This window comes from Fibrobacter intestinalis (assembly GCF_900167415.1).
Lineage (GTDB): Bacteria > Fibrobacterota > Fibrobacteria > Fibrobacterales > Fibrobacteraceae > Hallerella > Hallerella intestinalis.
Genome location: NZ_FUWU01000030.1, coordinates 7,501 through 19,538, shown reverse-complemented (window position 1 = coordinate 19,538; position 12,038 = coordinate 7,501). Strand labels below are relative to the sequence as shown.

The window sequence follows — 12,038 nt, the reverse complement described above, 5'->3', positions numbered from 1 at the left end:
TATGACATTACAAGAAAAATGGAAAATTCAACGCGAACGCAAGGCTTTTCTTGCTCTTGCCGATGGCAGCATTTTTTACGGCTATTCGATGGGAGCGCCTGTAGATTCCTTTGGTGAAGTTGTATTCAATACTTCGCTTTCGGGATATGAAGAAATTCTTTCCGATCCATCTTATGCGGGGCAATTTGTGACGCTGACCGAGACGGAAATCGGCAATGTCGGCGTAAATTCTGCGGACATGGAAAGCGAAAAATTTCAGGCTGCGGGACTTTTGGTTCAGCAAATCAATGCGGACTCCAACTGGCGTTCCGAAGAAAGTCTAGTCAATGCGTTGAAGCGTTTTGGTATTCCTGCGTTGGCGGGAATTGACACTCGCGCCCTGACACTTTTGCTGCGAGAAAAAGGAACGGTTAAGGGATTTATTTGCACTTCGGGAAAAGTGACTCCAGAAGAAGGCGTTGCCAAAGCAAAAGCCTGGAATGGCCTTGATGGAATCGATATGGTCGAATCGGTGACGTGCAAAAAGCCGTATGAATTTTCGGACGACTTCGCTTCGGATTTTGGAATGCCCAAAGAATTGCCTCCGGCGGATTTAAAACTGGTGGCGTATGATTTCGGCATAAAAAAGAATATCCTACGAAATTTGCGAATGCAAGGATTTCGGGTAACAGTTGTTCCTGCTTATACGGCGGCGAACGATGTGCTTGCCATGAAGCCGGACGCCGTATTCTTTTCGAATGGCCCGGGCGATCCTGCTGGAGTTCGGGATGCTGTTCAGAATGCGAAAGCGATTCTTGGCAAGGTTCCGGTGATGGGTATTTGCCTTGGTCATCAGATTTTGGGTTTGGCGAATGGCGCGCAAACGGGGCGTCTCAAATTTGGACATCACGGCGGAAACCACCCGGTGAAATTTTTGGATACGGGGCGTGTGATGGTGACTTCGCAGAATCACAATTTTGCGGTTCTGGAAAATTCCATCGACTCGGAAATTCTGGAAGTAACGCATGTCAATTTGAACGATCAATCCATAGAAGGTTTTCGTTCCAAGAAAGTGCCGATGATTGCTGTGCAATTTCATCCAGAGGCGGCGCCGGGCCCGCATGATTCCAACCCATTCTTTGTCGAATGCAGGAAATTGGTATTGGAAAATAAAAGATAGGGCTTTGCAAAATTTTGCGTTTGAAAGTCTTCGGGCGACCGAGGACTTTTTGCATTGAAAATTCTTTTGCGAATTTTGATTGCTTTTTTATTCGCAAAATCAAGAAAAATCGAAGATTCGTTTTTTGCTTTTAGCGTTTTTTTGGTAAATTTTTGTTATGAAAAAATTTATCGTTCCTGCGGTTCTTTTTGTGCTCGCTGTGGTCCTATTTGCTTTTTTAAAGGCCGATCCGTTTCAGCCCAAGATGGATGGAGCGCGCTATTTGCACTTGCGAGAAGAAATTGATTTAGCCGATATGACTGTTTTTTCTGCGGATTCTGATTCTAAAGAGGCCGCTATTGCACGGCGGGATTCTCTTTGGGGAGTGCTTATCGCGATGCGCGATTTGGAATCTTCTTCGAAATCCGTGGAAGCGCCGGCCACCCAAACTGTTTCTGCGCCTGTGAAAAAGGAAAGTTCTACTTCAAACATTTTCTTGTATGTTCTCGGCGGGCTTATTCTGCTTTTGCTCATCGCTTGCGGCGTGTTTCTTTTTTTGCGAAATCGACAAGAAGAAATCACTCGCCAGTTGGAAAAAATCCGAGCGGAAAATCGATTTAAAACGCCTAAGGGCGGCTTGGACGATCCGACATTTGTTGATAGGACTCGGGTACATCGCCGTTCCATTATAGATGATGTAAAAGAAAATCCGGATGTCGCTTCAAATGCCTCGCTTCCTATTGGGGAAAATGTGGAATTTGAAAATGCGGATGGCGAAGTCAAAATTCCCGCATTGCGCCCGACCGCTAAAGAACGCATTACGAAAGCGGTGCAGTCCCTTTCTGATACTTTGTCGAGGCTTTCCAATCCGAAGGGCGTTCATCGAGATCCGGACAAGGTGAATAAAATCAAAGCGCAAAGCCATAATACTTTGCAGACGGAAGCGATTCCCAAACCAAATCCTTTGGAAATGACTCGCTTTGATCGGGAACGCGCGGACAAAGAAAAAGTTTTGCAACTCAATCGGCGAGGACTGACGCCTTCTGAAATCGCTCGCCGCACGCAGCTTTCCGAAGAGCAGGTCGAAACGGTGATTCGCATCAAGCGGGAAACCGGAGAATAGAAATGCGCTACCGATTCCGCTGCGAATACTTGGGCAGTGCCTATTTTGGCTGGCAGGAACAGAACGAACACGGCAAAACAAAATTCGTCACGGTGCAGTCGGCATTGGAAGAGGCTTTTCGTACGGCTCTTCGTTCTCCGATTGATTTGGTGGCGGCGGGACGCACCGATACGGGCGTTCATGCTCGCGGGCAGATGGTGCATTTTGATTTTGATGGAAAAATCGATTGCCAAAAATTGACGAGATCCATCAATGGGCTGGGGCGAGGGGACGTTAAAATCCGAGATTTGGAAATGTGCGATTCTCAATTCCATTCTCGGTATGATGCAATTTCGCGCTATTATGTTTACACGCTTTTCACGCGGCCCGTGGCGCTTCTCCGCGATTTTGGCTGGGAAATCGGGCATTTGCCTGTGGACTATGCCTTGATGGAAAAGGAAGCGGAATCTTTTTTGGGGGAACACGATTTTATCCGATTTTGCATTCCCCGGCATGACGGCAAAAGTACCGTTTGCAATTTGACGCGTTTTGAACTTGTCCGAGTGAACGATTACATTTCGCAGTGGCATATCCAAGGCAATCGTTTTTTGCACAGGCAGGTGCGCGCCATGGTGGGAACGCTTTTCGATGTGGGGCGTGGGCGTTATCCCAAAGGAAGCGTTCAGGAAATTTTTGCGGAAAATTTCAAGGGCGAACGCACGATGGCGCCGCCGCAAGGTCTGGTTTTGGAAGACGTGATTTATGGATAGCGATTTTTGTCGCAACCATTTTTTATTTCGGATAAAATTTCTTTCAGAACATTATTTTTGATTTCGCTGAATTTTGAAATGCAAGACAAAGAATTTTTCCAATGAAAAAAGCGGACATGGAAAACGGCTTTTGATGAAAATAGTTGACAACATTTTTTCGTCAATATGCTTTAAAATTTGTGGAATGAGTACGCCGTGAACAAAAAATGTGAAATCGGGTTTGTTCGTTCTTAGGCAACGACCAAGAAATTTTAGTCGTATTCAAGAATGCAAGAATAAAGACAAATTTTTCAAGCAAAAGAGATAAAATGCGCCTTGTAATCCCACCTTTAGCTCTTATTTACGAGTGCAAACAAAAAAACATTTGATGGTGTTTTGTTATAATTATCGGTTTTACAGGGAATTTATCTGTTGTGAAATCTTTCAAAGGAGTCTGTATGGCTAAAATTTTGAAAATTGAAGGTGAAAAAATTTCTATTGGCAACGATGACGGATCGCTCATTGTAGCAGAACGAAAGGAATTTTCCTTTGTTCCCCATGTTGGCGATTCTATTGATATGTTTACGAATGGCGAAGAACGACTTTTTTCTAGAAAAGAGACTGAGGCAAGTGCTCCTGTTTCGATGGGAACGGAGCTTGTTTCTTCGAATAGTAGATTGCTAGCTGCGATACTTTGTTTTTTCTTTGGTTGGTTAAGTATTCACAATTTTTATGTCGGGAAAATTGGGCGCGCTATTGGGTTTATTATAATGGAGGGTTTCTGTACAGCTATAAGCGTACTTACGTTTGGGCTGGGTTCTTTCCTCTTGTTGATTCCCTGCATTTGGTGGCTTGCAGAATTGGCGTTTATTTTAGCCGGTCGCTATACCGATTCGGATGACCTTCCCATTACGGAATGGTAAACGATATCTTTTGTGAACATCTCTAAAAATTCATTTTCAAAAAATTGCGATGTATTGCGTTGCTTCGTCTCTCAAAGTGGCCAATACCGAAAGTATTGTTCAGTTTTCGTTCCTAGTCCCTTTGAGTAGTTCGGCAACCGGTCTCTGAGCCTGTCGAAGGGCAGCTGCCGCTTGCTGAAGCATTTACCAAAACAATTTTTTGTATGAAAAAAGGCGCAGAATACTGCGCCCTTTGTGCTTTAAAAATGCAGAATTATTTGACGCTCTTCGCATATTCCGCAGTGTCGAGCGCAATCAGCAGTTCTTCGTTTGTAGGTACAACCATAGCGAGCGGAGTCGAGCCTTCCGCCGAGATGATATGGTTGGAATTTGCGCCGTTGTCTTCGTTTCTCTGGTGGTCGATTTTGAAACCGAGAATCGCCAGATTTTCCAAAGTTGTTTCGCGAACTACTCGGCTGTTTTCGCCGATGCCGCCGGTGAAAACCAGAGCGTCGAGACGGGGGAGTGCCATGGTAATGCCGCCGATTTCGCGGGCGAGTTTGTAACAGAAAACTTCCAATGCGATTTGCGCTCCGGTGTGGCCTTCCGCCGCTTTTTGCGTGATGGTTCGCATGTCATTGCTGAGCCCCGAAAGGCCGAGAAGCCCGCTTTCCTTATTGACCAGCTTGTTTAAACGGTCAATGTCGTAGCCGAGTTTTTTGTTGAGAAAGAAAAGAATTGCTGGATCGAGGGAGCCTGAACGTGTGCCCATCACAAGACCGTCAAGCGGCGTAAATCCCATTGTCGTATCGACGCATTTGCCCGCGTGGATGGCAGAACAGGAACTGCCGTTTCCGAGGTGGGCTGTGATTAGATTCAATTCTTCGGGTTTCTTGTTCAAAATGCGGGCCGCTTCCGCGCTGACATAACGGTGGGAAGTCCCGTGGAATCCGTAGCGGCGAATTTTGAGATCTTCGTAATAAGAGTACGGGATGCCGTAGAGGAAAGCCTTGCGCGGCATTGTCTGGTGGAAAGCCGTGTCGAATACAGCGAGTTGAGGAAGTCCTGGGAAAATTTCTTTAGCGACTTCCATACCGGTGGCGTGCGCCCCTTCGTGTTGCGGGGCAAAAAGAATGATACTGCGAATGTAGTCAATCAGTTCTTGTGTCACGGGTTCGGACTTGATGTATTTTCCACCGTGAACGACGCGATGGCCAACAGCTTCGATAGTGTTGATGAGTTTTTGTGCGGTCAGAAATTTTTGAACTTCGACGACGGCTTCCTTGTGGGTTGGGCAATCAAAATGAAATTCCGCTTTTCCTTCGGGACCTTTGGCTTTGAAGTGCCCGTTTACGCCGATGTTTTCCACGAGTCCGCTTGACAGGGATTCTTTGTTTTCTGTGTCGATGACGGCGAATTTGACAGAAGAACTTCCACAATTCAAAACGAGAATGCGCATAGTATAACCTTTGATAAATGTTTTGTATAAAAGTAGAAAAAGAAAAAGGGACGGATTGCTTTTTTATCAAGAAACGGAGACGTTTTTGAACGGGATTTTCTATACTGTTGGCGATGCATCGTTTTTTGAAATTTCCTTTTGGCGTTCGCCTTCTTTTGGCGGCCTTCTATCGTACGATTTTTCTGCTGTCCAAAAAAATGATTTATCGACCGAAGAAACCGTTGAAAAATCAAGTGATTGTCGTCGGGTCTTTTTTAGCGGGCGGTGCAGGAAAAACGCCGTTTGCGCTGGAACTCTCTCGGCGATTTTTGACGATGGGATTTCGTGTGGCGTATCTTTGCCATAACGATGCTTGGGATGAATATCGAATGGTTTCCCAAAAATTGCCAAATCTGAAGATTTTTAAAACGCGAAACCGCTACGGAAAAGCAAAAGAAATCGAGGAGGATTTTGACATTGTCCTTTGCGATGGCGGCTTGGAAGATACCCGCTTTTCCAACGCTGAAATTTATGTTTTGCGCTGGGGGGAACGTGCGCAAAAAATTGCGGATTTGCTTCCGGCGGGTTTATGTGTCAGTTTGGAAAAAGATCATCCGAACGTCAAACAGATAATTTGTATGGAATCCGAAACGAATATGGAAAATTCAGAAATGAACTTGCGTTTTGGAATTTCAAAAATAGGCAATTCTCAGGGGAATACGATAGCGCTCCATGCGAAATGTGCGGTTGTTGTCGGGATTGGAAATCCGGAGCGTTTTGTCCGAGATGTGGAACGTTACGGATTGCACGTCGTTCGAAAAATTTTTCTTCCGGATCATTTTAAAAATTATGCGAAGGTTCTCGAGAATGAAATTTTACGGGGAGTTCCGGTGGTCATTACGGAAAAAGATGCCGCTCGATTGGATGCCGATGCAAAAAAAAATCCGCTCCTCTACATTGCCGAGGAACGGGTGGAACTCAGTGCCGCTTTGAATGCTTATTTGAATGCGGCGGCAGGAGGCGCGGCGAGAAATCCGCCATCGACGTTGTAAATTCTCGTGTAACCTTGGCTTGTTAAAAATTCCGAGGCGGCTTGGCTGCGTCTTCCACTTCGGCAGAAGATGAGCAAATCTTTATCTTTGGGGAGTTCGGCAAAGCGCGCTTGAATTTGCTGAAGCGGGATGTTTATGGAGCCGCTGACGGTTCCTTGCGAGACTTCGTCTGGTGTTCGGACATCGACAAAGAGCGCGCCTTTTTTACTTTTATACATTTCAATCGCTTTGTCCCAAGAGATGGTTTTGTATGCGGGGGCTTCGGCAAAGCTGAATCCTGAAAAGAATAGGACGAAGAGGCATAATAAAAGTTTTTTCATTTTATCTCCAGAAAAGGTTTAAAGGCCGCCTTTAAAAATCCATTTTCAAAAAATCGTTTCTGTCGAAGGGCAGGGACCGGTTAGCGAACCAAAGCGATTTTTAGAGGTGGTCTAAAGAAATTGTAATAAAAAAGTGGATGGAATTTTGACGAAGCGGCAAAATAGCGTTGCTTTTGATTTGATTTCTGGTTTAGAACGGCGAAAAATGAGGCGCAAATCATCTGGGCGATTCTCGCAATGTCTAAATTTAAACAAAATGATTCCAAGGATGAATGAAAAGCATTTTGGCATTGCCAGAATTTTGAACAAGCGCGGTTTTTGTTCGCGTGCTAAAGCGGAATCTCTGGTTTGCGAAGGTCGAGTCGCTTGGAATGGAAAAGTCGTTGTGGATCCTGAAACGCCTGTGCCGATGAATGCGGAAATTTCCGTGGATGGAGTTCCGGTTTTGCCTGCGGCTCTGCTTTATTTTGCGTTGAATAAGCCGCGGGGAATTGTTGCTACGGCTTCGGATGAACGCGGGCGGAAAACGGTTTTGGATTTGGTCGCGGGAAAATTTCAGCAGCATGTTTTTCCTGTCGGGCGTTTAGACAAGGCCAGTGAGGGATTGTTGCTGATGACCAACGATACCGCATTTGCGGACAGGATTCTTTCTCCAAAGTCGCATTTGGAAAAGGAATATCACGTACAAATTCATAGAAAGCCGTCAGATCAAGAAATGCGGCAAATGCAAAGTGGCGTTTTGGTCCCGCCTCGTGTTTTTGGAATGCCTTTTGAAAAAATGCGGATGGAACGGGTTAAAATTTTGCGTTGCGGAAAAAAGACGTGCTGGCTTTCCGTCGTGTTGAACGAAGGAAAAAATCGGGAAATCCGTCGGATCCTGGAATTTTTGAACATCTCGGTTTTGCGCCTTGTTCGGGTGAGAATCGGCAAATGGACGTTGGGAAATTTGAAACCGGGAGAAATTCGCCGCCTGTCTTTGGACGAAACGGGCGCATAAAAAATCCGACCCTTGAAAAATGCAAGGATCGGTGAGAATGCTTTCGGCGCTTTTTACTTCAAAAAATCTTCGCCGCTTTCTACGCTGTTGTAGATGAGCGTGTTGATGGTCATCGGGCCGACTCCGCCGGGAACGGGCGTGTAGGCGCTCGCAATTTCGTCGAGCCCATTCTTTTCGATATCTCCGAGGCCTCCGGGATGGTAACCTGCGTCAATGACGACGGCTCCTTTTTTAATCCATGCGGTTTTGATGAATTCGGGCTTTCCGACGGCTCCGACCAGAATGTCCGCTTCGCCGACGAGTTTTTCCAGATTCTGGGTCTTGCTGTGGCAGATGGTGACCGTGCAGTTCGCGTTCAGCAGCATCATCGCCATGGGCTTTCCGAGAATTGCGCTGCGACCGACGACAACGGCGTGCTTGCCTTCCAGCGGAATGTTGTAAGCTTTGAGAATGCGCATAATTCCAGCCGGTGTTGCGCTGCCGTAGGCTTTTTCGCCCATCGACATCAGACCGAATCCGAGACAGGTGACTCCGTCCACATCCTTTCGGCGTTCAATGGCTTCAAATGCGGCGCGTTCATCGATGTGACGGGGCACGGGGTGTTGAAGCAGGATGCCGTGGATGTTCGGATTTTCATTGAGTTCCTGAATTTTGTCGAGAAGTTCTTTCGTGGTGGTCTGTTTTGGCATGTGGACCGGCAGGCTTTCCATGCCGACCCGAGCGCAGGCGTTTCCTTTCATTTTTACATAAGTGGCGCTGGCCGGGTCATCGCCGACGAGGATGGTTGCCAAAATGGGAGTTTTGCCCGTGCGTTCTTTGAGAGCTTCGACGCGGGCCTTGAGTTGAGCTTCGCATTCTTTGGCGAGGGCTTTTCCGTCTAGGATTTGTGCAGACATATTTTTCTCCGTTTTTTGGAAAAATAGCAAACAGGTTCGCTTTTGATAAGGCAAAAGCGTTTTCCCCCGATAAAGGAATGGCTTGTTGAAGATTTTTGGATTCTGCTAGTGGGAATCGTTGTGCATCCAGTCGGTAATTTCAGCCGCCAGAAAAAGCGTCAAAACGGCTAAAGGACGCGGGCATTGGAACATCTTCGGTTTCAAAGCATTTTCGGTCTTGTTTTGGGAAAGGGAGTTTAAAAGAATTCGGCGTGCCCGATCCTGGATGTGTTCAAATTCAAGAGGTGTTCGCGTGTAGCGTTTTGCCTCTTGCGCGGATGCAAATAGAGTCATTTTCTGCATAATGTACCCCTTTTATTCAGGACGCTTGCGCGTCTTGTTTCTACTCAATCCATCCGAGGGAAAGTTAAATTTTTTGAAACCTTTCGTAAAGGGAGAAACCGACTTTGAAAAGGGGCTTTCCTAAAAGATTGCTGTAAATCACAACGATTATTTTAGGGATGTTGATGAAAATCACGGTTTTACAGTTTTTGTTCCATGCCAAAGCGAATATTTAGGGTCAAAGACAGTGCTCCGCCTTGAATCCAGTGCTCCGATGTGGCGTCGTTGGGCTTGTACGAGTTGATGCTCAACGGCAATTGCAGCAGGTGGGCATACGAAACGGAAATCAGAACGTGATCCGAAATTTCGTAGGTATAGACAAGGGAAAGCGTGCAGCCTATGCCAAGCAGATTTTCCGTGTCTTCGTTGTCGTCGGAATCCACGTGCAGGAAGCTGATTGTCGGCGAGAATTTGCCTTCCAAGACATAGCGGCGTTTGGAAATAAATTCCGGGCCGACGCTCAACAGAGACCAGATGGCTCCGTAAACGGCATCGTCTTCACCGAGAGAGGCGGGACTCACGATCACATATTGGGGAACCAGAATCATCCAAAGGGGCGCCAGATGGATTTCTCGCATTGTATTAAGATAGCGCCTGTATTTTAACGGGATTTTTTCTTTGTTGTTTTCCAGGGCTTGCGGGGTAATGACCCCGTAGAGGGACAAATTGAATCCGGTATGAAATTCTCGACCGGCAATGCCCGGCAGCCAGAACAGGGTCGGGCCAATTCCGACGTTAAAAGGAACTTCGACGTGTTGCACGGGCCGTGCTGCGTAAAGACTGGTGGCGAAAAGGGCAAAAAGTAAAACAAGTGTCCGCTTTTTCATTTTAAAGTTCCTAAATTAAAAAGACAAAAATCAAGGACTAAAATATGAAATTATGGACTTCTAGTATCTTGTCGGTTGCTGTTTTGGGAACATTTGTTGCTTGTTCTAGCACTCCGAAACCAGAAACGACTCCTGTATCTACGGCTGCGCAGGACTCTGCGGTGGTCGCTGTAAAAAAAGACACGCTGATTACGGCTAAAGATCGGTATAGTTATGCGCTTGGCATGGATATGGGGCGCGCGATTAAAAATGTGGACGCTGAAATTGATAAGGAATTGTTCCTGAAATCTTTGAGCGATCAGATGGACGGAAATCCGCTTCTGATGACCGATTCCCAGGCGGAAAAGGCTTTGCAGGAACTCGTTTTGCAAATGCAGGTGGAGCGGGAAAAGAAGGCGGTCGAAGCTGCAAAGGCGGCGCTGGATTCGCAGAACGTCTTTTTGGAAAAGAATAAGTCGGCGGAAGGGGTGATTACCACGGCCAGCGGATTGCAGTATAAATATATGGTGAAATCCATCGACTCGACGGCAAAATCCCCGGTACTAACGGATAAAGTCCGAGTCCACTATACAGGAACCCTTTTGAATGGAACCGAATTCGACAGCTCTGTAAAGCGCGGAGAACCGTTGGAATTTCCTGTTGGTGCTGTGATTCAGGGATGGCAGGAATTGCTGACTTTGATGAAACCCGGCGAAATAGTGCAGGCTTGGATTCCGAGCAATCTCGGTTATGGAACTGAAGGGGCTTCTCCGGTGATTCCGCCCAATGCGTTGTTGATTTTCCAGGTGGAGCTTTTGAATGTCGTTTCTGCGGAGTCGGCTGTGGATTCTGTCAAAGTGGCTCCTACGAAAACTCCCGAAGAACAAAAGGCAGACAGTCTCGCTGCTGTTCAGGCGGCAAAGAAAGCTCAGGCTGACAGTATTGCCGCTGCAAAACAGGCAAAGCAGGACAGCATTGCCGCCGCCAAAAAAGCCAAAGCGGACAGTATCGCTGCAGTGAAAAAGGCCAAAGCCGATAGCATCGCCGCAGTGAAGGCCGCGAAGAAAGCTAAACAAGATAGCCTTGCTGCGGTAAAGAAGGCAAAGCTGGACAGCATTGCCGCCGCTAAAAAAGCCAAGGCGGACAGTATCGCTGCAGTGAAAAAGGCCAAAGCCGATAGCATCGCCGCAGTGAAGGCTGCAAAGAAAGCTACAGCGGATAGCCTTGCCGCGGTAAAGAAGGCAAAGCAGGACAGCATTGCCGCCGCTAAAAAAGCCAAAGCGGACAGTATCGCCGCTGCGAAGAAAGCCAAGCAAGACAGCATCGCTGCCGTAAAACAAGCGAAAGCGGATAGTATTGCCGCAGCCAAGCAAAAGACAAAAGCGGAGGCAGAGGCTGCAAAAAAAGAAGAACTGAAGCCTGCCGCAGAGCCTGCCAAAGCTCAGGAAGATTCTCTTGCCGCCAAGAAATAAACTTTAGCATTTGCAAATAAAAAACAGGCTCATGGCGAGCCTGTTTTTTTTTGTTGAAAAGAGAAACGAAAATTAATGTTCTGCAAGACGAATTGCCGCAAGCATTTCTTTGACTGCACGATCGATTCCCACCAGAACAGACCTGCCGATGATGCTATGTCCGATGGTCAATTCTTCTATTCCATCAATGCTTGAAATGTATCCTACATTCCGATAGTTCAATCCACATCCGGCTTTCACTCGCAGTCCGTATTTGCGGGCGAGAATTGTCATGTCTTGGATGGCAGCGAATTCCCTATCCACATCAGAGGAAGAACCTAGCTCAAAAGCATTGGCGAAATGCCCCGTGTGAAATTCTACAAAATCAGCTCCGATTTTTTTGGCGGCTTTCACCTGGTCGGTATCGGGAGAAATGAACACGCTTACGGCGATGTCGTTGTTTTTGAATGCAGCGACGGACTTTGCCAGTTCATCGATGTGGGCTGCGACATTCAATCCGCTTTCCATTGTAACTTCTTCGCGATTGTCCGTTACAAGAGTTATCATATCGGGCTGGATGTCTATCGCCAGTTGCGTCATTTCTGGCGTTGGCGCGATTTCCATATTCAAGTGCGTTGTAATGATGCCACGAAGTAAACGAACGTCCCGTTCTTGGATATGGCGTCGATCCTCCCTTAAATGGGCGGTGATGCCGTGACATCCGGCGAGCTCTGCGAGAGTGGCTCCGGCTACGGGGTCGGGTTCGCGGATTTTTCTCGCTTCTCGGATGGTGGCGATGTGATCGA

Annotated in this window: 13 protein-coding genes (1 of these 13 running past the window's edge); 7 read left to right on the top strand and 6 right to left on the bottom strand. The window is 46.9% G+C overall.

Features of this window, described 5'->3' with window-relative positions; genetic code table 11:
- Nucleotide 1 precedes the first annotated feature (1 nt).
- The 4 genes from carA (at nt 2) to B5D40_RS09030 (ending at nt 3,912) form a co-directional block, all read left to right on the top strand.
- Nucleotides 2–1,159 carry a glutamine-hydrolyzing carbamoyl-phosphate synthase small subunit gene (carA, locus tag B5D40_RS09045; RefSeq protein ID WP_078776655.1) on the top strand — a complete coding sequence of 386 codons (1,158 nt, stop codon included), beginning with the start codon at nt 2–4 and terminating at the stop codon, nt 1,157–1,159.
- A gap of 157 nt (nt 1,160–1,316) precedes the next feature.
- On the top strand, nt 1,317–2,261 hold the full coding sequence (locus tag B5D40_RS09040) for a hypothetical protein (protein WP_078776654.1): 945 nt from the start codon (nt 1,317–1,319) through the stop codon (nt 2,259–2,261).
- A 2-nt stretch (nt 2,262–2,263) separates the two neighbouring features.
- On the top strand, nt 2,264–3,010 hold the full coding sequence (gene truA, locus B5D40_RS09035; protein ID WP_078776653.1) for a tRNA pseudouridine(38-40) synthase TruA: 747 nt from the start codon (nt 2,264–2,266) through the stop codon (nt 3,008–3,010).
- Nucleotides 3,011–3,447: 437 nt separating this feature from the next.
- Nucleotides 3,448–3,912: a TM2 domain-containing protein gene (locus B5D40_RS09030; RefSeq protein ID WP_078776652.1), complete on the top strand. Its 465-nt coding sequence runs from the start codon at nt 3,448–3,450 to the stop codon at nt 3,910–3,912.
- Between the two features lie 253 nt (nt 3,913–4,165).
- Here the strand turns inward: B5D40_RS09030 and B5D40_RS09025 are convergent, their stop codons facing one another.
- Nucleotides 4,166–5,350, bottom strand: a complete 1,185-nt coding sequence (locus tag B5D40_RS09025; RefSeq protein WP_078776651.1) for an acetate/propionate family kinase — start codon at nt 5,348–5,350, stop codon at nt 4,166–4,168.
- 113 nt (nt 5,351–5,463) lie between these two features.
- Between B5D40_RS09025 and B5D40_RS09020 the strand changes: the two genes are divergently transcribed.
- A complete protein-coding gene (locus tag B5D40_RS09020) occupies nt 5,464–6,381 on the top strand; it encodes a tetraacyldisaccharide 4'-kinase (protein WP_078776650.1) in 918 nt (305 codons plus the stop codon).
- Here the strand turns inward: B5D40_RS09020 and B5D40_RS09015 are convergent.
- Complete coding sequence (locus B5D40_RS09015; RefSeq protein ID WP_078776649.1) at nt 6,327–6,701, bottom strand: rhodanese-like domain-containing protein; 375 nt, start codon at nt 6,699–6,701, stop codon at nt 6,327–6,329. The two genes, B5D40_RS09020 and B5D40_RS09015, sit on opposite strands and share 55 nt — an antisense overlap.
- Nucleotides 6,702–6,969: 268 nt before the next feature.
- Between B5D40_RS09015 and B5D40_RS09010 the strand changes: the two genes are divergently transcribed.
- Entirely contained in the window at nt 6,970–7,698 is a 729-nt protein-coding gene (locus B5D40_RS09010) for a pseudouridine synthase (protein ID WP_234978163.1), read from the top strand.
- A gap of 53 nt (nt 7,699–7,751) precedes the next feature.
- Here B5D40_RS09010 and folD read toward each other — a convergent pair whose 3' ends face one another.
- From folD to B5D40_RS08995, 3 genes are all read right to left on the bottom strand, one after another.
- Complete coding sequence (gene folD, locus B5D40_RS09005; RefSeq protein WP_078776648.1) at nt 7,752–8,594, bottom strand: bifunctional methylenetetrahydrofolate dehydrogenase/methenyltetrahydrofolate cyclohydrolase FolD; 843 nt, start codon at nt 8,592–8,594, stop codon at nt 7,752–7,754.
- Nucleotides 8,595–8,699: 105 nt separating this feature from the next.
- Nucleotides 8,700–8,936, bottom strand: a complete 237-nt coding sequence (locus B5D40_RS09000; protein WP_095849594.1) for a hypothetical protein — start codon at nt 8,934–8,936, stop codon at nt 8,700–8,702.
- Between the two features lie 179 nt (nt 8,937–9,115).
- The gene (locus tag B5D40_RS08995) at nt 9,116–9,802 is read right to left on the bottom strand and encodes a hypothetical protein (RefSeq protein WP_073306113.1); all 687 of its coding nucleotides are present in this window, start codon (nt 9,800–9,802) and stop codon (nt 9,116–9,118) included.
- 44 nt (nt 9,803–9,846) lie between these two features.
- Here B5D40_RS08995 and B5D40_RS08990 point away from each other — a divergent pair, with 44 nt between their 5' ends.
- Entirely contained in the window at nt 9,847–11,253 is a 1,407-nt protein-coding gene (locus B5D40_RS08990) for an FKBP-type peptidyl-prolyl cis-trans isomerase (protein ID WP_078776647.1), read from the top strand.
- Between the two features lie 72 nt (nt 11,254–11,325).
- Here B5D40_RS08990 and B5D40_RS08985 read toward each other — a convergent pair whose 3' ends face one another.
- Nucleotides 11,326–12,038: the 3' portion of a pyridoxine 5'-phosphate synthase gene (locus B5D40_RS08985; RefSeq protein WP_073306112.1), read on the bottom strand. The gene runs 25 nt beyond the window's last position; 713 of the gene's 738 nt are visible here — the last part of the coding sequence; its start codon lies off the right edge, out of view; its stop codon occupies nt 11,326–11,328.